The following is a 22,878-nucleotide window of genomic DNA, read 5'->3' on the forward strand; positions in this document are numbered from 1 at the left end:
GCGGTGTCCGAGACGGTGCGGGCCGGTCTGGGCGGGCTCCGGCGGCATTCGGCCCGGCTGCAGCGGCGTTCGGACGGCGCGCGGCCGGTTCTGGCTGGCTCCGGCGGCGTCCGTGGTGCGGCCCCGGCCCGAGGTGGCGGCACTGCGGTGGCAAGCGCGGCACCGGTGGGGGCGGGCGGGGCGGTCAGCTTCCGACGGTGCGGCGCTGGGCCGTGCCGCCGGGCAGGGCGGCCAGCAGGGACTTCGTGTAGTCGTGGTGCGGGTCGAGCAGGACCTGTTCCACGGTCCCCGTTTCGACCAGCTCGCCGCGGTACATCACGGCGACGCGGTCGGCGATGTTCCAGGCCAGGCCCAGGTCGTGGGTGATCACCAGCGCGGCCAGGCCGAGCTCGCGGCGCAGCCGCAGCAGCAGGGCGAGGATCTCGCCGCGGACCGACGCGTCCAGCGACGCGACCGGCTCGTCGGCCACCAGCACCGACGGTTCCAGTGCGAGCGCGCCGGCGATGACGACGCGCTGGCGCTGGCCGCCGGAGAGCTGGTGCGGGAGGCGGTCGGCGTACTTCTCCGCCGGTCGCAGTTCTGCGGCCTCCAGCGCCCGGTGGACGACTTCGCGCTCGTCGGCCAGCTTGTGGATCCGCGGGCCTTCCGCGACGGCCTCGTACACCGTGTGAGCCGGGTTCAACGCGCTCGTCGGGTCCTGCAGCACCAGCTGGACCTGCCGCCGGTACGCCTTGAGGCCCGCCCCGCCCGAAGGCACCGGCTTGCCGTCGAAGCGGACCACGCCGGAGTCCGGTTTCTGCAGGCCGAGCAGGGTGCGGGCGAGGGTGGTCTTGCCGGAGCCGGACTGCCCGACCAGCGCCACGATCTCGTCGCGCGCCACCGTGAGGTCGACCCCGGCGACGGCGTCGATCCGCTTGCCGGTGCGGTCGCGGAAGGACACGCGCAGCTTCTCCGCGGCCAGCAGCGGCTCACCCGCCACCCGTTCCGGCGGTTCGGGGGGCAGCGGGGTGCTGGTGGCCGGGGCGAACCGGGACACCGGGTCGCCGACCGTCGGGAACGCCGCCGCGAGCGCCCGCGTGTGCTCGTGCCGGGGTGCGCCCATGACCTCGGCGCTGGGGCCTTCCTCGACGATCCGCCCGTCGTACATCACCGCGATGCGCTCGCAGGTCGAGGCGAGCACGGACAGGTCGTGGCTGATCATGATCAGGCCGATGTCCTGCTCGGCGACCAGCCGCGAGAGCAGCGCGAGGACCTGGGCCTGGACGATGACGTCCAGCGCCGTGGTGGGTTCGTCGGCGATGATCAGCCGCGGCGAGCAGGCCAGCGCCATCGCGATCATGACGCGCTGCTTCTGCCCGCCGGACAGTTCGTGGGGGTAGGCGCCGGCCCGGCCCGGGGGCAGGTCGACCTGGGTGAGCAGTTCGGCGACGCGGGCGTCGACCTCCGCGTCGGTCAGCGCCTTGCCGGACGGCGGGTGCAGCCGGATCGGCTCGGCGATCTGCTCGCCGATCTTGCGCACCGGGTTGAGCGCGTGCATGGCGCCCTGGAACACCACCGACGCCTCGGCCCAGCGGACCGCGCGCAGGCGGCCCCACTTCATGGCGGTGACGTCTTCGCCGTCGAGGGTGATCTCGCCGGTGATCTTCGCGGTGCGCGGCAGCAGGCGCAGCACGCTCATCGCGACGGTGGACTTGCCGGACCCGGACTCGCCGGCGACGCCGAGGGTGCCGCCGGGGTCGAGGGTGAGGTCGACGCCGCGGACGGCGGGGACGTCCTGGTCGCCGACCGCGTAGGTGACGGTCAAGTCCGTGAGCTGCAGCAGCGGGGTGGTCACTTCTTCAACCTCGGGTTGAGCACGGTCTCCAGGCCCCGGCCGACCAGGGTGAAGAAGAGGACGACGAGGACGATCGCGATGCCCGGCGGGAGCACGTTCCACCAGGCGCCGCGGCTGATGGCGCCGTTGTTGAGGGCGTCTTCCAGCACCTTGCCCCAGCTGACGGAGTTGGCGTCGCCGACACCGAGGAACGACAGGGTCGCGTCGGCGATGACGGCGTTGCCGACCACCAGCGTGGTGTTGGCCAGCACCAGCGGCATCACGCCGGGCAGGACGTGCTTGCCGACGACGTGCAGGTGGCCGCCGCCGAGGGCGTGGGCGCGCTCGATGTAGGGGCGGCTCTCGATGGTCAGCGTCTGGGCGCGGACCAGCCGGGCGGTGCTGGGCCACGCGGTCAGGCCGATGGCGACGATGATCGTGCCGATGCCCTTGGGCAGCACCGCCGAGAGCGCGATCGCGAGGATCAGCGACGGCAGGACCAGGAAGAAGTCGGTGAACCGCAGCAGCGTCGCCGACACCCAGCCGCCGAAGTGCGCGGCGGCGATGCCGATCAGGGTGCCGATGACGACCGACAGCAGCGCCGCGGAGAACCCGACGAGCAGGGAGACCCGGGTGCCCCAGACGGTCATGAGCAGTACCGAGCGGCCGAAGTTGTCGGTGCCGAGCCAGAAGTCGCCGTTGGGCGGGGCCAGTGGCTGCCCGGTGGCCTTGGTGACGTCGAGGCCGCTCTGGTCGCTGATCAGCGGCAGGAGCAGCGCGACGACGACGGTGGCGCCGAGCAGGACCAGCCCGGCGAGCGCGGCGCGCTGCCCGGCGAACTCCCGCCAGGTCCGGGCGATCGACGCGCGGCGGCGGTGCCACGCGATCTGCCGGGGCGTCTCTGCGGTGGTCATGAGGTACGCACCCTCGGGTCGAGCACGCGGTAGAGCAGCTCCGCGAGCAGGTTCATCAGCACCACGGCGCTCGCGAGCACGGTGAACACGCCCTGCAGCACCGGCAGGTCGGGCCCGTGCAGCGCGTCGTAGGTCAGCTGCCCGAGCCCCGGCCAGCTGAACACCGCCTCGACGGTGACCGCGCCGGCGACGACCTGGCCGAACTGCATGAACACCAGCGTGGTGGTGGGCAGCAGCGCGTTGGGGACGGCGTGGCGGCGGCGGACGAGGTCGTCGCGCAGGCCCTTGGCGCGGGCGGTGGTGAGGTAGTCGGCGTTCATCTCCCCCAGCAGCGACGATCGCATGATCAGCATGTACTGGGCGTAGAACACCGCCAGCAGCGTCACGCACGGCAGCACCAGGTGGTGCAGGACGTCGAGGGTCTGGGAGAAGAAGTCGGGCGCGGCGTCCGGGGAGTGCATGCCCCGGCTGGGGAACAGGCCGTTGGTCACCACGAGCAGCATCAGGCCGAGCCAGAACTGCGGGACCGACCAGAGGGTCAGCGCGATCCCGGTCTGGGCGCGATCGAAGAAGCTGTCGCGGCGCCAGGCGGCGCGGATGCCCAGCCACAGGCCGATGAGCACGGCCAGGACGGTGGCGCTGCCGACGAGCAGGATGGTCGGCCAGAGCCGTTCGCCGATCATGTCGGCGACCGGGCGGCCGTTGTTGAGCAGCCGGGATTCGCCGAGGTCGCCGTGCAGCAGGTTCCAGAAGTACTGGCCGAACTGGACGAAGACGGGCTTGTCGACGCCCATCTTCTCGCGCAGTTCGGCGATCTGCTGGGGACTGGTGACACGGTCGCGGGTCATCGCGGCGACGGGGTCGCCGGGCAGCATGCGGAAGAGGAAGAAGAACAGGACGACCACCAGCACGACGCTGATGACCGCTTCGACGACCTTCTTCAGGACGAACCGGGCGGTGCCGGTCCCGCCGCGGTGCTCGTCGGGGTCGACGAGCACCGCGGCTTGTTCGGGGGCGGTCATGCTTACTCGCGGTCTTCCGAGGTCTTGTTCCGGCGGCTGAAGGCGATGCCACCGCCGACGAGGACCACCACGACGACCGCGCCGATCACGATCCACAGCACGGTGCCGCCGCTGCCGGAGTCCGCGGCGTTCTCGGTGCCGGCCGGGGTGGCGCCGTAGACGCCCCAGTAGCCGGTCTGCTCGAGGATCGCGCCCTTGGGCTGCGGCTGGGTGGTGAAGCCGGAGAACTTGTCGGAGCGGTAGGCCTCGAGCGCGTTCTGGTAGTCCAGGACGATCGTCGGGTACTGGCTGTAGAGCCGGGCCTGGGCCTGCTTGACGTAGTCGGCGCGCTTCGCGTCGTCGGTCTCGGTGAGCTGCTTCTTGTAGAGGTCGTCGTACTGGGCGTCGCAGAAGAACGTGTCGGTGCTGCCGCCCTTGGCGTCGGCGCTGGGCCGCGCGGCGCAGGTGTGCAGCGAGAGCGCGTAGTCCGGGTCCGGGTTGGTGCCGTAGCCGCCGATGGCGAGGTCGTACTTGCCGGTGGCGGTGCGGTCGGACAGCTCGTCGTCGGAGACCAGGTCCTGCTTGACGGTGATGCCGATGTCCTTGAGCCAGCCGCTGACGTACTGGGCGACGCCCTGGTCGTAGCTGCGGTTGGAGTGCCCGGTCAGGCGCAGTTCGAGCTTCGCGCCGCCGGGGGCGGTGCGGACGCCGTCGGGGCCCTTCTTGTAGCCGGCCTGCTCGAGGGTGGCGTTGGCGGCGGCGAGGTCGAACTTGGTCTTCTCGCTGTCGCTGGGGTCCCAGTGGTAGGCGCCGTAGACGGCGGGCACGACGCCGCCACCGACCTGGCCGAGGCCCTTGAGCACCTTGTCCACGATCGCCTGGGTGTCGACGGCCTGGGCGATCGCCTTGCGGACGTTGATGTCCTTGAGCACCGGGTTGCCGTCGCCGATGGGGTTGTTCGCGTTGTCCTGGACGCCGAAGTTGATGGCCAGCTCGTCGTAGCGGCGGCCGGGCGCGGCGTTGGTGGTGATGCCCTGCTGGCCCTGCAGCGCGGCGAACTGGTTGGGGTTGAGCCGGTTGATGACGTCGACTTCGCCCTGCTTGAGCGCGTTGACCGCGGCCTCGGTGTCCTTGAACTGCAGCAGCTGCAGCTCGTCGACCTTCGGGGCGCCGCGCCAGTAGTCCTTGTTGGCCTTGAACTTGACGTACTCGTTCGGCTTGAACTCGGTGACCTGGTAGGGGCCGTCGGCGACGCCGGCGATGGCGAGCCCGTCGGTCTCCGGTGCCTTGAGGTCCTTGACCGGTTCCCAGATGTGCTGCGGCACGATCGGGACGTCGAGCAGGTTCATGTTGACCTGCACGGTCTTGGTCTTGATGACGAGCGTGGTGTCGTCGGGCGCGGTGACCGTCTCGAAGTTGGCCACGTAGTTGCCGTTGGCGGTGCGGGCGTTCTCGTCGGTGAGCATGCGGTTGAAGGTGTAGGCCGCGTCCTTGGCGGTCACCGGCTTCCCGTCGCTCCACTTGACGCCGGTGCGGATCTTGAACGTCCAGGTCAGCTTGTCCGGCGACGGCGTCCAGGACTCGGCGAGCGCGGGCGAGGCCTCGGCCTTCTCGGCGTTCGGGACGGTGAGGAACTCGAAGGTGAACCGGCCGATCTGCGTCGAGGCGGCGAGCACGGCGGTGAACGGGTTCAGGTGGTCGATGCCGGTGGTCAGCGCGACCCGCAGCACCTTGCCCTGTTGTGCCTGGGCCGGGACCGCGAGCGGGATCGCCGCCAGTGTCGCGGCCGCGGCCACCGCGCCCACGCGGGCGAACCGCCCGAGTCTGCGTTGGAACTGCACCAAAAACCACCCCATCGTTCGCTTGTGAGCCTCCCCAAGGACGAGAAGTAACCACATACCGGGACAACCGCGCAATATGTTGCCGCCTCGGCAGGTGTCCGATCGTTATCGATCGATTCGTGTGACGCTGCGTGATCGGGGATTCCGCGCCCGGGCCGGGCGGGGGCTGGCTAGAGTGCCGGTCATGCGCATCATGATCTCGGCGGACATGGAGGGCGCCACCGGCGTCACCTGGACCGACGACGTCGTGCCCGGTTCGCCGCAGTGGGACCGCTTCCGGCGGCTGTTCACCGGTGACGTCAACGCGGTGCTGGCCGGGCTGTTCGAGGCCGGGGCCGCGGATGTGCTGGTCAACGAGGCGCATTCGTCGCAGCGGAACCTGCTGCTGGAGGACCTCGACCCGCGGGCGCGGATGCTCACCGGGCGGCACAAGCCGATGTCGATGATGCAGGGCATCGATTCCGGTGTGGACGGTGTCGTGTTCCTGGGCTACCACGCCGGTGCCGGGTTCGACGGGGTGCTGTCGCACACCTACCTGGAGAACCAGATCACCGGGGTGTGGCTGGACGACGTCCCGGCGAGCGAGGGCAGGCTGAACGCGGCGGTGGCCGCCGAGTACGGCGTCCCTGTCCTGCTCGTTTCGGGTGACGACGAAACGTGTGAAGACGCCCGTGATTACGCTCCGGAGGCGGAGCTGGTCCAGGTGAAGGAGTGCGTGAGCCGGTACGCGGCCATCTGCCTGCCGCCCGCGCGTACGGCGGAGCTGCTGACCGGCGCCGCGGCCGACGCGATGGCGCGGGCCGGGCGCGAGGAGCGGCAGGTCCGGGCGCACCGGATCGAGGTGGAGTTCGACGCGAGCCACCTGGCGCAGGCGACGGCGGTGATCCCGACGGTGGAGCAGATCGGGACGCGGCGGGTCGGGTTCGACGCGCCGGACATGACCGAGGCGATGAAGGCGTTCAAGGTCGTCACGGCGATCGCGGCGGGGGCGGTGCAGGGCATCTATGGCTGACGTCGTCGAGCTGTGCGCGGACCTGATCCGCTTCGACACGACCAACCGCGGCGGCAACGACGCCGAGCCCGAGCGGCCGGCGGCGGAGTACGTGGCGGCGTTCCTCGACGGGCTCGGGATCCCTTCGCGGATCCTCGAGGCCGCGCCCGGGCGGGCCAGCGTGATCGCCCGCGTGCCGGGCACGGACCCGTCGCTGTCGGCGCTGCTCGTGCAGGGCCACCTGGACGTCGTCCCGGCGGACGCGGCGGACTGGTCGGTGCCCCCGTTCTCCGGCGAGGTCCGCGACGGCTGCCTGTGGGGCCGCGGCGCGACCGACATGAAGGACTTCGTGGCGATGGTGCTCGCCGCACTGGCCGGTGGTGTGCGGCCGCGGCGCGAGCTGGTGCTGGCGTTCGTCGCCGACGAGGAGGACCGCGGCGAGTGGGGCGCGCACTGGCTCGTCGCGGAGCACCCGGAGCTGTTCGAGGGCTGCGCCGCGGCGATCAGCGAGTCGGGCGGCTACACCTACCACGTCCCGGCGGCCGACGGCCGCGACGTGCACCTGTACCCGGTGGGCACGGCCGAGCGCGGCACGGCCCACCTGCGCCTGACCGCCCGCGGCCGCGCGGGCCACGGCTCGCGCCCGAACGCCGAGAACGCCGTCACCCGGTTGGTGGGCGCGCTGCACCGGATCGCGGCACACGAGTGGCCGGTGTCGCTGACGCCGGCGGTGCGGGCGTTCCTGGAGCGCACCGGCGCGGCGCTGGGCGTGCCGGTGGATCTGTCCACTTCGGACGGTGTGGACGCGACCGTGGCCGCGCTGGGGCCGGCGGGGTCGCTGGTGGTGCCGACGGTCCGCAACAGCACCACGCCGACGATGCTGGACGCGGGCTACAAGGTGAACGTGATCCCGTCGACGGCGACCGCGCAGGTCGACGTCCGGGTGCTGCCGGGGACCGAGGAGTCGTTGTTCGCGGTGCTGGACGAGCTGCTGGGCGAAGGGGTGACACGGGAGTTCGTCGCGCACCAGCCGCCGGTGCAGGCCCCGGTGGACTCGCCGTGGTTCACCGCGATGGCCGGTGCTCTGCGGGCGGAGGACCCCGAGGCCGTCGTGGTTCCGTACTGCCTGGGCGGCGGGACGGACGCGAAGGCGTTCGCGCAGCTGGGCATCGACAACTACGGCTTCGCGCCGCTGTGGCTGCCGAAGGGCTTCCCGTACCGGGCGATGGCGCACGGGGTGGACGAGCGGGTCCCGGTGGAGGGACTGCACTTCGGGACCCGCGTGCTGTCGAGGTTCCTCGCTAGCGTGTGAACTCGGCCCAGTAGCGGGCGCCGTCGCGGATGGTCTCCAGGCTCACCAGGTGGACGCCGTCCTGGGCGATGGAGGCGATCTCCGCGCGGCTGAACGGCCACGGCGGGCCCTCCCACGTTTCGGTGTCCGTGCTCTCTTCCGCGACCTCGGAGACCAGCAGGGTGCCGTCCGTGGCGAGGAAGCCGGCCAGGGACGCCAGCGCCTTCGGGCGGTACTCGCGGGGCATCGCCTGGACGTTGATGATCTCCACGACCAGGTCGAACGCCTGCCGCCACTCCCCCGGCGGGGCGAGCAGGTCGGCCACCACGTACTCCACGGCGGAGTCCGGGAAGCGGGCCTGGGCGGCCTTGACCGCGGTCGGGGCGACGTCGAACGCCGTCACCGCCCAGCCGTGGGAAGCCAGCAGCTCGGCGTCGTCGCCGAGGGCGCTGCCGACGACCAGCGCGCGGCGGCCTTCGCCCGGTTCGACCCAGTCGGCGAGGTCGGCGTTGGGTTCGCCGCGGGTCCACGGGACTTCGGCCTCGCCGCGTTCGGCGGCGCTGTAGAGCTGGTCGAACCAGCCGGTCGGGTTGCCTGCGGCGAGGGACGCCCGGGAGAGGACCCGGTCGGCGGGGTCGGTCATGGCGCTGACCTTACCGATCGGGTGAACTCGGCGGGATCCGGTCACCGCACGCGGTCGAACCGGGCGGCCGAGCGCTCGCCGGAGTGGGTGACGCCGTCGAGTTGTCCACTTCTGGCCAGGTTTGACCAGCGGTCTTGACATCGATGTCACCCGCGCGTTTGTCTTCCTGGGCGCCGCCGGTCCCCGCCTGCGCGGCGCCCGATGAACCCGCCCTCCAGCACTGGGAGCAATGATGCCCCGAAGCGCCAGACCACCGGTCGCTTTCCTGGTGACCGCCGCCGTGGTCGCCGCCGGCCTGGTCGCCGTCCCCGCGGCCTCGTCGGCCGCCGACGAAGCTCTGCCCGCCGACTTCTCGTCCTCCTTCGAGGCCGGTGACGTCCAGCCGACCTGGACCGACACCGTGGACACCGACGCCGCCGGGAAGCCCCGCGCCTCGGGCATCAACGGCGCGAACGGCACCGCCATCCCCGGCGACATCCGCGGCAAGGTGACCGAAAGCAGCGCCAGCAGCGAGAACACCAGCGGCGGCGAAGTCGTCTCGAACCTCTTCGACGGCACCACCGACACCAAGTGGCTGTCCTGGGACCCCACCGCGTGGGCGCAGTTGTCGCTGTCGGAGCCGACCTCGATCACGCACTACGCGCTGTCCTCGGCCAACGACTTCGACAACCGCGACCCCAAGGACTGGACGCTGCAGGGCTCGAACGACGCCCTCACCTGGACCGACCTGGACAAGCAGAGCGACCAGGCGTTCACCGCCCGGTTCCAGCAGAAGGACTACACGCTGGCCGCGCCGAGCGCCGCGTTCAAGTTCTTCCGGCTGAACGTCACCCGCAACAACGGCGGGCCGATCCTGCAGCTGTCGGAGCTGCTGCTGGCCAACGACGAGCCGGCCCCGCCGCCGCTGCCGAACATGCGCAGCTTCACCGACTCCGGGCCGACCAGCGGGTACACGAACAAGAACCGCGTCGGCTACACCGGGCTCAAGGCGTTCCGCTACTCCGGCAGCCAGACCGCCGAGGGCCACGGCTGGTCCTACAACAAGGTCTTCGACGTCGACGTCCCGGTCGTCGCCTCGACCGAGCTGTCCTACAAGGTGCAGCCGCAGTTCATCACCGGCGACCTGAAGTACCAGAGCACGAACGTCGCGATCGACCTCGTGTTCACCGACGGCACCCGGCTGCGCGACCTGGGCGCCACCGACCAGTACGGCTTCCCGCTGACGCCGGAGGGCCAGGGCAAGAGCAAGGTCCTCTACACCAACCAGTGGAACCTGGTGCGCTCGGCGATCGGCACGGTCGCCAAGGGCAAGACGATCGACCGGATCCTCGTCGGCTACGACAACCCGGACGGTCCCGGCTCGCTGCAGGGCTGGCTCGACGACGTCAAGATCTCCGCGACGCCGACCCCGCCGGCCAGCACCCGCCCGACCGACAACGTGCTGACCACCCGCGGCACGATGGCCAACAGCACGTTCTCCCGGGGCAACAACTTCCCGGCGACCGCGGTGCCGCACGGCTTCAACTTCTGGACGCCGGTGACCGACGCCGGGTCCGACAGCTGGCTGTACAACTACAGCACCCAGAACAACGCCGACAACCTGCCGGCGCTGCAGGCGTTCGCCGTCAGCCACGAGCCGAGCCCGTGGATGGGTGACCGGCAGAGCTTCCAGGTGATGCCGTCCGCGGCCGCCGGGGTGCCCGACGCCAACCGCGACAAGCGCGCGCTGGCGTTCAAGCACAGCGACGAGACCGCGCGGGCGCACTACTACGGGGTGCAGTTCCAGAACGGGATCAAGACCGAGATCGCCCCGACCGACCACGCGGCGGTCATGCGGTTCGGGTTCCCGGGCGCGGACTCGAGCCTGATCTTCGACAACGTCAACAACTCCGGCGGGCTGACCCTCGACCCGGCGACGGGCACGCTGTCCGGCTTCACCGACGCCAAGAGCGGCCTGTCGGCGGGCGCGGGGCGGATGTTCGTCTACGCCACCTTCGACAAGCCGGTCACCGCGGGCGGCAAGCTCACCGGGCAGGGCCGCGACAACGTCACCGGCTACCTGCGGTTCGCCGCGGGCGCCGACAAGACCGTGACCATGCGGATCGCGACGTCGCTGCTCAGCGTCGAGCAGGCCAAGAAGAACCTGGCCCAGGAGATCGCCCCGAACGCCACCTTCGACTCCGTCCGCGACGCCGCGCAGCGCACGTGGGACGACCAGCTGAAGGTGATCGAGGTCGAGGGCGCGTCGAAGGACCAGATCACGACGCTCTACTCGAACCTTTACCGGCTGTTCCTGTACCCGAACTCGGCGTTCGAGAACACCGGCACGACCGAGAAGCCGGCCTACAAGTACGCGAGCTTCGTCTCGCCGAAGGCCGGGGCGGACACCCCGACGCAGACCGGGTCGAAGATCGTCGACGGCCAGACCTACGTCAACAACGGGTTCTGGGACACCTACCGCACCACCTGGCCGGCGTACTCGCTGCTCACCCCGGACATGGCCGGCAAGATGGTCGACGGATTCGTGCAGCAGTACCGCGACGGCGGCTGGATCTCCCGCTGGTCCTCCCCCGGCTACGCCGACCTGATGACCGGGACCAGCGCCGACGTCGCCTTCGCCGACGCCTACCTCAAGGGCGTGAAGAACTTCGACGTCAAGTCGTTCTACGACGCGGCGCTGAAGGACGCGACGGTGACCCCGCCGAACAACGCGGTCGGCCGCAAGGGCGTCGACGAGGGCATGTTCCTCGGCTACGCGCCCAACACCGCCGACCACGGCTTCTCGTGGTCGATCGAGGGCTACGTCAACGACTTCGGCATCGCGAACCTGTCGAAGAAGCTCTACGACGAAGCCCCCGCGAGCGACCCGCGCAAGCAGGAGTACCTGTCGAACTACGAGTACTTCACCAGCCGCGCGCAGCAGTACGTGAACCTGTTCGACCCGAGCGTCGGGTTCTTCCAGGGCCGCGACGCGCAGGGCAAGTTCAGCCGCTCGCCGCAGGACTACGACCCGCGGGTGTGGGGCATCGACTACACCGAGACCGACGGCTGGGGCATGGCGTTCTCCGTGCCGCAGGACGGTCAGGGCCTGGCGAACCTCTACGGCGGCAAGGCGGGCCTGGCGAAGAAGCTGGACGCGTTCTTCGCCGACCAGGAGACCGCGAACTTCCCGGGTTCCTACGGTGGCGTGATCCACGAGATGCGGGAGGCCCGCGACGTCCGGATGGGCCAGCTGGGTCACTCGAACCAGGCCTCGCACCACACGCTCTACATGTACGACTACGCGGGCCAGCCGTCGAAGACGCAGGAGAAGGTCCGCGAGGCGCTCTCGCGGCTCTACACCGGCAGCGAAATCGGCCAGGGCTACGCGGGTGACGAGGACAACGGCGAGCAGTCGGCGTGGTGGACGTTCAGCGCACTGGGCTTCTACCCGCTGCAGATGGGCAGCCCGAACTACGCGATCGGGTCGCCACTGTTCAAGAAGGCGACGATCCACCTGGCCGGCGGCAAGGACCTGGTGATCAACGCGCCGAAGAACAGCGCGAAGAACGTCTACGTCCAGGGCGTGAAGGTCAACGGCAAGGCGTACTCCTCTACGTCGCTGCCCCAGGACGTCATCGCGCGCGGCGGCGTCATCGACTTCGACATGGGCCCGAACCCGTCGAAGTGGGGCACCGGCCCGAACGACGCGCCGAAGTCGATCACCCAGGGCGACGCCGTCCCGGCGCCGCTGCACGACGAGACCGGCCCCGGCAAGGGCACGCTGTCCACTTCGGACGGCTCCGACGCCAAGGCGCTGGTGGACAACACCTCGCGCACCCAGGCCGCCGTCACCGGAGCCGTGCAGTACCAGCTGAACAACACCGACGAGGCCGTCACGAACTACACACTGACGTCCCAGACCGGTGCGGGCGACCCGAAGAGCTGGACGCTGAAGGGCTCCTACGACGGCAAGACGTGGGCGGTGGCCGACCAGCAGACCGGCCAGTCGTTCAGCTGGCGGCAGCAGACCCGCGCGTTCAAGGTCGCCAACCCGGCGCACTACGCCTACTACCAGCTCGAAGTGACCGCGACCAGCACCGGCGCCCCGGCGCAGCTGGCCGAGTTCGAGCTGCTGGGCAAGCCGGACGCCGCCTGCACCCGCACGGTGACGGGTGTTTCGAACGGGCCGCTGTCGATCACCTCGGGCACGGTGTGCCTGGAGAACGCGACGATCTCGGGCCCGGTCACCGTCGGCGCCGGCGCGTCCCTGATCGTCCGCGGCGGCCAGCTCAAGGGCCCGCTCGCGGCGACCGGCGCCGGCCAGGTCGTGCTGAACCGCACGAAGGTGAGCGGCCCGGTGGCGATCACCGGGACGACCGGCACGGTGTCGATCGAGCTGACGGAGGTCGGCGGCCCGGTGGCCCTGACCGCCAACCACGGCCCGGTCCTGACCTCGAGCACGGTGGGCGGCCCGCTGGCGTGCGCGGCCAACTCCCCCGTCCCGACCGACTACGACCTGCCGAACACCGTCCGCGGCCCGGCCGCGGGGCAGTGCGCGAAGATCTAGCCCGGTAGGAAGTGCCGTGAAGGCCACCTCGAGGAACTTCGAGGTGGCCTTCACGGCGTCCGGGGGCGGGCGTCCCACCTGACCGCGCCGGAACCGCGGCTGCGCCGTTCGGCGGATACGGTGTCCCCATGCCCGACGCCGCCTTCTTCTCCTCCTTCGAAACCGGTGATCCGCAGCCCGCGGATCCCACCTCGGTCGTGGACAGCGGACCGGACCGCTCGCCCACGGCCAAGACCGGCGTCGGCTTCAGCGGGGCGCGGGCCCTGCGCTACGGCTCGCGGCCGCGCACGGTCCTGTTCGAACTCGACCTCCCCGTCACCGCGCGCACCGAGCTGTCCTATGTGGTCTTCCCCGCCGCCGACGGGGAGATCCCCGCCTACCACGCCACCCGGGTCAGCCTCGACGTCGAATTCGCCGACGGGACGAGCGCCGGGTTCGAGCCGGTCGACGACAAGACGCTCTGGGTGGACCAGTGGAACCCGGTGCGCCGGCCGCTGGGCGCGTTCGCCGGGCGCCGGATCAGCCGGATCGTGCTGCGCACCGGCGCGCCGGACACCGACATCACCGGGTGGGTCGACGACGTCCGCATCGCCGAGCGGGCCCAGCCGCCGCGGGAGCCGGTCGACTACGTCCGCACCACGCGGGGCACGCACTCCAGCGGCGACTTCTCCCGCGGCAACAACTTCCCCGCCACCGCGGTGCCGCACGGCTTCAACTTCTGGACCCCGGTCACCGACGCCGGCGTCACCAACTGGATCTACTCCTACCACCGCCACAACGACGAGCGGAACCGCCCGGCGCTGCAGGCGCTCGCCCTGAGCCACCAGCCGAGCCCGTGGATGGGCGACCGCCACACCTTCCACGTCATGCCCGGCACCGGGCCGGTCGAACGCCACCGCCGCAAGCGCGCGCTGCCCTTCTCCCACGACGACGAAACCGACTCCCCGCACCACTACGGCGTCCGGTTCGCCAACGGGATGACCGCCGACCTCGCGCCGACGTCGCACGCGGCGATCATGCGGTTCACCTTCCCCGACAAGCACGGCTGGCTGCTGTTCGACAACGTCGGCAACCGCGGCCGGCTGCGGCTCGACGCCGACACCGGCGTGATCAGCGGGTACACCCGGGTCCGCAGCCGCCTGTCGGCCGGGGCGCGCCGGATGTTCGTCTACGGCGTGACCGACGCCCCCGCCACCCGGGGCGCGAAAGTCCGCGTGCCGCCGTGGCGGCGCGTCTCGGGCTACTTCGAGTTCGACGGCCCCGACGTCACGCTGCGGATCGCGACGTCGCTGATCAGCCTCGCCCAGGCCAAGCGCAACCTCGAACTCGAGATCCCGGCCGGGACGACGTTCGACGAGGTGAAGGCGGAGGCCCGGCGGCTGTGGCAGGAGCAGCTCGGCCGGATCGAGGTCGAGGGCGCGACCGAGGACCAGGCCACGACGCTGTACTCCAACTTCTACCGGCTGCTGCTGTACCCGAACGTCGCGCACGAGAACACGCCCCAGGGGATCCGGCACGCCAGCCCCGTCGTGCGCCGGTACTGGCCGAGCACCCGGCGCCGCAGCGGCGCGAAGGTCGTCGACGGCGAGCTGTACGTCAACAACGGCTTCTGGGACACCTACCGCACCACCTGGCCGGCGTACGCGCTGTTCACCCCGGAGCGCTGCGGCCGGATGATCGACGGGTTCGTGCAGCAGTACCGCGAAGGCGGCTGGATCTCCCGCTGGTCCTCCCCCGGCTACGCCGACCTGATGACCGGGACCAGCTCGGACGTCGCGTTCGCCGACGCCTACCTCAAGGGCGTCCGCGACTTCGACGTCGAAGCCGCCTACGACGCCGGGCTCAAGAACGCCACCGTCACCCCGCCGCACCGCGCGGTCGGCCGCAAAGGCCTCGAGGAGTCGATCTTCCTCGGCTGGACCCCGGCCTCGGTCCACGAAGGACTGTCGTGGGCCCTGGAAGGCTGCATCAACGACTTCGGCCTCGCCAACCTCTCCGACGCACTTTCACGTGAAAGTGCGGGCGCGCGGGCCCGCCGCTACGCCGACTACGCGGCCTACTTCCGCGAGCGCGCGAAGCACTACGTCCACCACTTCGACCCCGAGATCGGGTTCTTCCAGGGCCGCCACCGCGACGGCCGCCGCAAGTTCGGGCCGGCCGGCTACGACCCGGCGGCCTGGGGCGGCGACTTCGTCGAGACCAACGCCTGGAACACCGCCTTCACCGCACCCCACGACGGCCCGGGCCTCGCCGCCCTCCACGGCGGCCACGCCGGGCTCGAGGCCAAGCTGGACACGTTCTTCGCCACCCCGGAAACCGGACGGCGGCCCGGCGCCTACGGCGGCCTGATCCACGAGATGACCGAGGCCCGCGACGTCCGCATGGGCCAGTACGGGCACTCCAACCAGCCCTCGCACCACATCCCCTACGTCTACAACCTCGCCGGCGCGCCCGCGAAAGCCCAGCGCGTCGTGCGCGAAGTGCTGCGGCGGCTCTATCTCGGCAGCGCGATCGGCCAGGGCTACCCCGGCGACGAGGACAACGGCGAGATGTCCGCGTGGTACCTCTTCAGCGCGCTCGGCTTCTACCCCCTCGCCGTCGGCAGCCCCCGCTACGCCATCGGGTCACCGCTGTTCGAGAAGGCCACCGTCCACCTGGGCGAAGGCAAGAAGCTCGTCGTCCACGCACCCGGCAACACCGACGAGACCGTCTACGTCCGCGGCCTCACCGTCGACGGCGAGCCGCACGAAGCCACCTCGATCGCCCACGCCACCCTGGCCGGCGGCGCCGAACTCGTCTTCGACCTGACGACCGAACCCACCGGCTGGGGCACCCCGCCGCCCCCCGCCGAGCACCCGGACCCGGTCACCGACCTCACCGGCACCGCCACCAGCGAAGAAGCCAAGAACCTCGGCGCGCTCTTCGACGACACCACCCGCCCCCAGGTCACCTTCCGCAGTGCCACCCCGTCGATCGAGTTCACCGTCACCGGCGAACCCCGCGCGGTCACGATGTACACGCTCACCTCCGGCACCCGCGGCGGCGACCCCAGCGCGTGGGTGCTGGAAGGCTCCGCCGACGGGACCGGGTGGACCACCCTCGACGAGCGCGAAGGCGAACTGTTCCGCTGGCGCCGCCAGACCCGGCCCTTCGCCCTCGCCACCCCGGCCGCGCACGCCCGCTACCGGCTGCGGATCACCGCCACCCGCGGCCGCCGCACGACCCTCGCCCAGTGGGAGCTGCTCGCCCGATGAACCGGTTCCGCCTCGCCGCCCTCGACCGGCTCGCGGCGGCCGACCCCGGCCTGGTCCGACTGCGCCTGGCCGGCTCCGCCGTGCTCGGCATCGTGCTCGCCGTCGCCGCGCTGCTGCCCGCCCACCTGCCGCTCACCGTCATGCTCGTCGGCGCCATCGCCGCCATGATGACGGCGTTCACGGTCAACGACGCCACCCCCGGCGCCCAATGCGTGACACTCGTCCTGGCGTTCCTCACCGGGGCCGCGTCGATCACCACCGCCAGCCTCGGCTCGGCCCTGCCGCCGCTGGACAGCATCGTGTTCGTCCTGCTGATCTTCGTCGCCGTCTACGCGCAGCGCTTCGGCCCGCGCGGCACCGCACTCGGGTCGATCGCGTTCTTCCTGTTCTTCTTCCCGATGTTCCTGCAGGCCCACCTCGGCCAGGTCCCGCAGCTGCTGCTGGCACTGGCCGTCGGTGTCCTCGCCAACGCCGTCGTCCGGTTCGTCCTGCTGCGCCACAACGCCGAAGCCGAGTTCCTGCGCGTCCGCCGCGCCTTCCGCGCCCGCCTCGCCGCCGTCGTCCGCGCCGCCGAAGCCCACCTGGCCGTCGGCGCCGGCGAACGGACCCGCAAGCAGCTGCGGACCTCGCTGGCCCGGCTCCACGAATGCGTCCTGCTCATCGAGGACACCGCCCCCGACGTCGTCGACGCCCGCGCCGCCGACCGCCTGCGCCGCCGCGCCATCGAAGTGGAACTGGCCGTGCAGTGGCTGGCCAGCACCGTCCAGCGCACCTGCTCCGCCGAACTCGGCGCCGACGTCCGCGACGACCTCATCGCCCGCCTCGCCCGCTTCCGCGCCCTCATGGAACGCGACCCGCGCGAACTCCCCCTGATCAGCCAGACCGGCGAATACAGCCGCATGCTCGTCGAAGGCAGCCGCATCGACGAACACGCCGCGCCCGGCGACGGCGTCCGCAAAGCACTGGCCGAACTCGCGCTGGCCGACGACCGGGCCCAGCGCGCCGCCATCCCCGAAGCCACAGTGGACCCGCTCGGTGACGAAGACGACGACGAGCCGGAGTCCCGGTTCGCCTACGACAACGGCACCCGCAGCGCCATCCAGGCTGTCGTCGGCGGCGGGCTGGCCGTGCTCGGCGGGGAACTGGTGTCCCACCAGCGCTGGTACTGGGCCGTGCTGACCGTCTTCGTCGTGTTCATCGGCGCCTCCAGCGCCGGCGCCACCTTCGTCAAAGGCGTCCGCCGCCTCGGCGGCACGCTGATCGGCATCGTCGGCGGGGTCCTGCTCGCGCTGCTGGTCGGCGGGAACACCGCGGCCACGCTCGGGCTGATCATGGTCTGCGTGTTCGGCATGGTCTACACCGCGCGCGTCTCGCAGGTGGTGATGGCGTTCTTCATCACCAGCATGCTCGGCCTGCTCTACAGCCTCCTCGGCACGTTCAGCCTCGCGGTGCTCTGGATCCGCCTCGCCGAAACCGCCGTCGGCGCCGCCGCGGGCATCCTCGCCGCCGTCGTCATCGTCCCGGTCCGCACCCGCTCGGTGATGCTCGACGACATCGCCGAGGTCCTCGACGAGCTCGAGGAGTTCCTGCAGCACGCCTGCGGCCTGCTGGCCGGTGAGGAGAACGTCAGCATCATCGAGCTCTCCCGCGACCTCGACCGCTCGGTCGAGGTGGTCCGGACCACCATCGAGCCGCTGACCCACCCGGTCAACCTCCGCAGCGCCCGCCGCGACTACGGCTGGCACGTCCTGACCACGCTGGAAACCATCGCCTTCCGGGCCCGGCACGTCGCCGCCCGCGCCCAGCCCGGCCAGCTCGCCGGCACCGACACCGAGCGGCTCCGCCAGTTCACCGGGCGGCTGCTGGCCAACATCGACGTCCTCCGCAAAGCGCTCGACGCGCCGGGTGGCCCCACACCCGGCACGCTCGTGCGCGACGACGGCACCCCGGTCGCCGACCGCGTCGAGCAGGCCGAAACCCGGGCCGTCCTGTCCAGCCTCAGCCACCTCGACGAAGCCGTGATCTCCCTCGGCGGAGTCTTCGGCCTCCAGGCCACCGATCCGCGGGCCCCGGTGAAGTAGCGGGTCCGGGGCGGCGCGGTTGCCTGGCCGCGCCGCCCCTCTCCACCTCCTCCGGTTACCCGGAGCCGACGCCGATCAGGGGCAGACCAGCCACGCGAAGTGGTACACCGTGGTGATGCTGCCGTCGGTCGAGTCCATCGTGACGTAGCTCGTCGTCTTCTTCGGATCCGACGTCCCGACCGCCGCACGCAATTCCGTGTTGATGTTCAGATTGCGTTCCTCACCACAAGGCTTGAACACGATCGCACCGACCTCCGTCGAATCGGTGAAATGCCAGTCGTCTTCGAACGGCCCCGCCAGCGGATGCTGCACATAAGCCGTCGGTGAATTTCCCTGGAAATAGTAGTTCGCTCTTTCCAGACCGGTCGCTCCCCGTTCCAAGTGGGCGAATCCGCGGTAGTCGGCCTGCGCGATTCCGTAGGTGAAGCCCTGCGGCACGTGCACCCGCAGGCCGATCTGGCAGTTCTTCCTGGCGTCCAGCGGGCCGGCACCGACCCCGACCAACGCCGTGTAGGCGCTGTAAGTCACGGTGAACGCCGTGTTGTCCTGCGAAACCGCCACCGCCGACGTGTTCGGCGGACAGCCCGTGCCGATGGCGTTCACGACGTCGATGACAATTTTGTCCGGCGGCGGAGGAGTGTTCCAGGAATGCGGTGTGACCACAGAGGACAGCGCCATTACGGCAGCAACGACCGCAGACAGCATCGGAATCCTTCCCAATACATTCGAATTGGGTACGGGGGCGCCGACCATGGTAGCGAAACGATCATGCCAGCAAACACCCCTGAACGGAGCAACACGCAGTAGCCGTCCCGCCACGCGGTATACCGATAATTTCGGACCCGCATTATCCGGCACACGAAAGAATAGCAGAGGAAAACGATTTCGCGCCCCCGGACCGCCGTCCCCCGCGGGTGATCACCCGCGCGACGTCCGGGCTTGATCGTTTCACCCCGCCAGCAGCGCCCTGACGGGTCCCAGCGTCGCAACCGCCGTTGGCGACCACGGGCCCGCCGCGATCACCACGGCGTACCGCAGCTTGTCCGGCCACGAGAAGTCCGTGACCGCGATGCTCTACCCCCTCGTGAGCAGTTCCAGGCTGTGGCCGTCCGGGTCCTCGAAGTAGACGCCGCGACCGCCGTTGAGGCCGTTGACCTCACCGGCCCGCTCGTGGAACGGGTCCGCCCAGTACGTGATCCCGGCACGCTCCAGCCGCGCCATCGCGGCGTCGAAGTCGTCTTCGCCGACCAGGAACGCGTAGTGCTGGCTCGTCACCCGGTCCACCCGCAGGTAGTCCAGCGTGACGCCGTTCGCCAGCCGGATCGGCACGAAGGGCCCGGTCACCGGACCCGCCTCGAGCCCGAGGAACCCGGCCGACTCCTCCCGGTCGGTGGCGCACACGATCGTGTGATCCAGCGCGACGCCCATCACCGCTCACCCGCCGGCGCGAACGGCGGGGGGCCGCCGAGCGGGCTCAAGTGGATCCCGGCCAGCTGCCAGCGCTCCCCGGCCCGGACCAGGACGTGCGTGGCGCGGAACCGGCCGTTCACCGGGTTCCCCCGGTGCTTCGCGACCTGCTCGTGCACGCCGACCGCGATGGCCGTCGCGCCGAAGGCGCGGACCTCGACGTCGTCCCACGCCAGCTTCTCGGTCACCAGGTCGCCGCCGCCGTAGCGCGCCAGCCACTGGTCGCGGTCCAGGACAAAACCCAGCGGGCCGACCAGCCGGAAACCGTCGGCGGCCAGGCCGGCCAGCACGTCCGTGTCGCCCCGCTCTTCCGCCGCGGCCCACACCCGGCCGAACTCGCGGACCTGCTCTTCGGTGCCCATCGTGCTCCCCTTCCGGTTCGATGCGCACAACGTTAGATATCTAATGATTAGATGTCAAACGCTTAGGCCTCTGCGGTAAGCTCCACCCCGTGCCAGCACCCACCACCACCCCCCTCGGCGTCGTCCTCGCCCGCACCGCCAAAACCGCCGGCCGCGCCTTCGACCAAGCCCTCGCCGCCGCCGGCGGCTCCCAGCCCGTCTGGCAAATCCTCATCTCCCTCAAAACCCGCCCCGCCGCCAACCAGCGCGAACTCGCCGACACCGTCGGCATCCAAGGCGCCACCCTCACCCACCACCTCAACGGCATGGAAACCACCGGCCTCGTCACCCGCCGCCGCGACCCCGCCAACCGCCGCGTCCACCTCGTCGAACTCACCGAAACCGGCGAACAGCTCTTCCGGAAACTCGCCACCGCCGCCATCGCCCACGACCAACGCCTCCGAAAAGGCTTCACCGACACCGAGATCACCCAGCTCACCGACCTCCTCCACCGCCTCGCCACCAACGTCACCGACACCTGAAAAAGCGACCTGCGCAACAGTGACTGGACGCACCCAACCGACGACACCCAGGAGGGATAGGCTCCCTACCACTAGCCAAAGTCGTCTCAAGCTGGAGTACCGCAATGACCCAAGCCCCTGTCAACGTGACCGTCACCGGCGCCGCCGGCCAGATCGGCTACGCGCTGCTCTTCCGCATCGCGTCCGGTCAGCTCCTCGGCCAGGACGTCCCGGTGAAGCTGCGGCTCCTCGAGATCCCGCAGGCGGTCAAGGCGGCCGAGGGCACCGCCATGGAACTCGACGACGGCGCGTTCCCCCTCCTGGCCGGCATCGACATCTTCGACGACCCCAAGCAGGCCTTCTCCGGCACCAACATCGCCCTCCTCGTCGGCGCCCGCCCCCGCAGCAAGGGCATGGAGCGCGGCGACCTCCTCGAAGCCAACGGCGGCATCTTCAAGCCCCAGGGCGAAGCCATCAACGCCGGCGCCGCCGACGACATCAAGGTCCTCGTCGTCGGCAACCCCGCCAACACCAACGCCCTCATCGCCCAGTCGCACGCCCCCGACGTCCCCGCCGACCGCTTCACCGCGATGACCCGCCTCGACCACAACCGCGCCCTCGCCCAGCTCTCCAAGAAGCTCGGCGTCCCGGTCACCGAACTCAAGAAGCTCGCCATCTGGGGCAACCACTCCGCCACCCAGTACCCCTCGGTCCAGCACGCCGAAGCCGGCGGCAAGCCCGTCGAGGTCGACCAGGCCTGGCTCGAGAACGACTTCATCCCCACCGTCGCCAAGCGCGGCGCCGCCATCATCGAAGCCCGCGGCCTCTCCTCCGCCGCCTCGGCCGCCTCCGCCGCCATCGACCACGTCTACACCTGGGTCAACGGCACCCCCGCCGGCGACTGGACCTCCGCCGGCGTCGTCTCCGACGGCTCCTACGGCGTCGCCGAAGGCATCATCTCCTCCTTCCCCGTCACCGCCAAGGACGGCAAGTACGAAATCGTCCAGGGCCTCGAGATCGACGACTTCTCCCGCGCCCGCATCGACGCCTCCGTCGCGGAGCTCGTCGAAGAGCGCGACACCGTGAAGAAGCTCGGCCTCATCTGACCCACCCCGTGACAAGGGCCGCCGTCCACACCGGACGGCGGCCCTTTCGCGTCCCGCGAACACCCCACGCCCACAGCGAAACCCGCCCCACCCCACCGAGCTCCACCCCTACCGTCGCCCCATGACCCTTCTCGCCGTACCCGACATGCACACCCCCGGCACCACCCCCGAAGACTCGGTCTACCAGCAACTCCTGCGCGACCGCATCGTCTTCCTCGGCTCCGAGGTCAAAGACGACGTCGCCAACCGGATCATCGCCCAGCTCCTCCTGCTCGCCGCCGACGACCCGGCCAAGGACATCACCTTCTACATCAACTCACCCGGCGGCTCCGTCACCGCCGGCATGGCCATCTACGACACCATGCAACTCGTCAAACCCGACGTCGCGACCTACGGCCTCGGCTTCGTCGCCTCCATGGGCCAGTTCCTGCTCTCCTCCGGCGCCCCCGGAAAGCGCTACCTCCTGCCCAACACCCGCATCGTCATGCACCAGCCCTCCGCCGGCATCGGCGGCGCCGCCACCGACATCGCCATCCAGGCCGAGGTCTTCGGCAAGATGAAGCGCCGCATCGCCCAGATCACCGCCGCCCAGACCGGCCAGACCGTCGAACGCATCACCGCCGACGCCGACCGCGACCGCTGGTTCGACGCCGACGAAGCCCTCTCCTACGGCTTCGTCGACCACATCGTCGCCCAGGAGCAGACCGCCTGACACACCCCTGGCGGGGAATGCCAGCCCGCTGTGCGTTCCCCGCCAGCCACCCCCAGCACCCTCGACCACATGACGATCACCACCGCCGAGTTCGCGGCCGGCTACGACCGCCTGCTCGCACCCCTCGCCGAAGCCGGCACGCAGCTGATTCTCATCGAGCCGTTCCTCCTGCCGGTCGAAGGCGTCACCGAGGCCGGGGACATCCGCATCGACGACGACGTCCGCCGGCCACGGCGTCCTCGCGGCAGCCTGGCTTCGGCTGGTCACCTGAGGGTCCCTGCTCTGGGCGTGTTTTCCGGCGTACAAAAAGGACCGCGGGGCTGGTTTTTCGACACCAGCCCCGCGGTATAGGT

At 70.6% G+C, this 22,878-nt stretch carries 17 protein-coding genes; 9 read left to right on the forward strand and 8 right to left on the reverse strand.

Annotated elements, in window-relative coordinates; genetic code table 11:
- Window positions 1–184: 184 nt before the first annotated feature.
- From nikE to SD460_RS25290, 4 genes are read right to left on the reverse strand one after another with little or no spacing between them, the layout of a single operon-like run.
- Window positions 185–1,834 (reverse strand): nickel ABC transporter ATP-binding protein NikE, encoded by a 1,650-nt coding sequence (gene nikE / locus SD460_RS25275; RefSeq protein WP_290051096.1) that lies wholly within the window; start codon window positions 1,832–1,834, stop codon window positions 185–187.
- Window positions 1,831–2,727: an ABC transporter permease gene (locus SD460_RS25280; protein ID WP_290051099.1), complete on the reverse strand. Its 897-nt coding sequence runs from the start codon at window positions 2,725–2,727 to the stop codon at window positions 1,831–1,833. Before SD460_RS25280 ends, nikE begins: the two co-directional genes overlap by 4 nt.
- The gene (locus SD460_RS25285; RefSeq protein WP_290051101.1) at window positions 2,724–3,749 is read right to left on the reverse strand and encodes an ABC transporter permease; all 1,026 of its coding nucleotides are present in this window, start codon (window positions 3,747–3,749) and stop codon (window positions 2,724–2,726) included. Before SD460_RS25285 ends, SD460_RS25280 begins: the two co-directional genes overlap by 4 nt.
- 2 nt (window positions 3,750–3,751) lie before the next feature.
- Window positions 3,752–5,584 carry an ABC transporter substrate-binding protein gene (locus SD460_RS25290; protein ID WP_290051104.1) on the reverse strand — a complete coding sequence of 611 codons (1,833 nt, stop codon included), beginning with the start codon at window positions 5,582–5,584 and terminating at the stop codon, window positions 3,752–3,754.
- Window positions 5,585–5,753: 169 nt separating this feature from the next.
- Here SD460_RS25290 and SD460_RS25295 point away from each other — a divergent pair, with 169 nt between their 5' ends.
- Entirely contained in the window at window positions 5,754–6,581 is an 828-nt protein-coding gene (locus SD460_RS25295; protein ID WP_290051107.1) for a M55 family metallopeptidase, read from the forward strand.
- Window positions 6,574–7,872 (forward strand): M20/M25/M40 family metallo-hydrolase, encoded by a 1,299-nt coding sequence (locus SD460_RS25300; protein ID WP_290051109.1) that lies wholly within the window; start codon window positions 6,574–6,576, stop codon window positions 7,870–7,872. Before SD460_RS25295 ends, SD460_RS25300 begins: the two co-directional genes overlap by 8 nt.
- Here SD460_RS25300 and SD460_RS25305 read toward each other — a convergent pair.
- Window positions 7,862–8,494 carry a class I SAM-dependent methyltransferase gene (locus tag SD460_RS25305; RefSeq protein WP_290051112.1) on the reverse strand — a complete coding sequence of 211 codons (633 nt, stop codon included), beginning with the start codon at window positions 8,492–8,494 and terminating at the stop codon, window positions 7,862–7,864. The two genes, SD460_RS25300 and SD460_RS25305, sit on opposite strands and share 11 nt — an antisense overlap.
- Before the next feature lie 232 nt (window positions 8,495–8,726).
- Between SD460_RS25305 and SD460_RS25310 the strand changes: the two genes are divergently transcribed.
- From SD460_RS25310 to SD460_RS25320, 3 genes are all read left to right on the forward strand, one after another.
- Window positions 8,727–13,043, forward strand: a complete 4,317-nt coding sequence (locus SD460_RS25310; protein ID WP_290051116.1) for a GH92 family glycosyl hydrolase — start codon at window positions 8,727–8,729, stop codon at window positions 13,041–13,043.
- A gap of 128 nt (window positions 13,044–13,171) precedes the next feature.
- Window positions 13,172–16,297: a GH92 family glycosyl hydrolase gene (locus SD460_RS25315; RefSeq protein ID WP_318306816.1), complete on the forward strand. Its 3,126-nt coding sequence runs from the start codon at window positions 13,172–13,174 to the stop codon at window positions 16,295–16,297.
- On the forward strand, window positions 16,294–18,378 hold the full coding sequence (locus SD460_RS25320; protein ID WP_318306817.1) for an FUSC family protein: 2,085 nt from the start codon (window positions 16,294–16,296) through the stop codon (window positions 18,376–18,378). The genes SD460_RS25315 and SD460_RS25320 overlap by 4 nt, the downstream gene beginning before the upstream one ends.
- Window positions 18,379–18,453: 75 nt before the next feature.
- Here SD460_RS25320 and SD460_RS25325 read toward each other — a convergent pair whose 3' ends face one another.
- From SD460_RS25325 to SD460_RS25335, 3 genes are all read right to left on the reverse strand, one after another.
- Window positions 18,454–19,083 (reverse strand): DUF4360 domain-containing protein, encoded by a 630-nt coding sequence (locus tag SD460_RS25325; RefSeq protein WP_290051126.1) that lies wholly within the window; start codon window positions 19,081–19,083, stop codon window positions 18,454–18,456.
- Window positions 19,084–19,452: 369 nt separating this feature from the next.
- Window positions 19,453–19,806 carry a VOC family protein gene (locus SD460_RS25330; protein WP_290051128.1) on the reverse strand — a complete coding sequence of 118 codons (354 nt, stop codon included), beginning with the start codon at window positions 19,804–19,806 and terminating at the stop codon, window positions 19,453–19,455.
- Window positions 19,806–20,207 carry a nuclear transport factor 2 family protein gene (locus tag SD460_RS25335; RefSeq protein WP_290051130.1) on the reverse strand — a complete coding sequence of 134 codons (402 nt, stop codon included), beginning with the start codon at window positions 20,205–20,207 and terminating at the stop codon, window positions 19,806–19,808. The genes SD460_RS25330 and SD460_RS25335 overlap by 1 nt, the downstream gene beginning before the upstream one ends.
- Before the next feature lie 89 nt (window positions 20,208–20,296).
- On the opposite strand from SD460_RS25335, the gene SD460_RS25340 reads away from it, so the two are divergent.
- From SD460_RS25340 to SD460_RS25355, 4 genes are all read left to right on the forward strand, one after another.
- Entirely contained in the window at window positions 20,297–20,728 is a 432-nt protein-coding gene (locus tag SD460_RS25340; RefSeq protein WP_290051132.1) for a MarR family winged helix-turn-helix transcriptional regulator, read from the forward strand.
- A gap of 104 nt (window positions 20,729–20,832) precedes the next feature.
- Window positions 20,833–21,813, forward strand: coding sequence for a malate dehydrogenase (locus tag SD460_RS25345; RefSeq protein ID WP_290051135.1), 981 nt, complete (start codon window positions 20,833–20,835; stop codon window positions 21,811–21,813).
- 121 nt (window positions 21,814–21,934) lie between these two features.
- Window positions 21,935–22,525, forward strand: a complete 591-nt coding sequence (locus tag SD460_RS25350; protein ID WP_290051137.1) for a ClpP family protease — start codon at window positions 21,935–21,937, stop codon at window positions 22,523–22,525.
- Window positions 22,526–22,594: 69 nt separating this feature from the next.
- Window positions 22,595–22,876, forward strand: a complete 282-nt coding sequence (locus tag SD460_RS25355; RefSeq protein ID WP_290051139.1) for a hypothetical protein — start codon at window positions 22,595–22,597, stop codon at window positions 22,874–22,876.
- The last annotated feature ends 2 nt before the right edge of the window (window positions 22,877–22,878 follow it).

It is taken from the genome of Amycolatopsis solani (assembly GCF_033441515.1).
Lineage (GTDB): Bacteria > Actinomycetota > Actinomycetes > Mycobacteriales > Pseudonocardiaceae > Amycolatopsis > Amycolatopsis solani.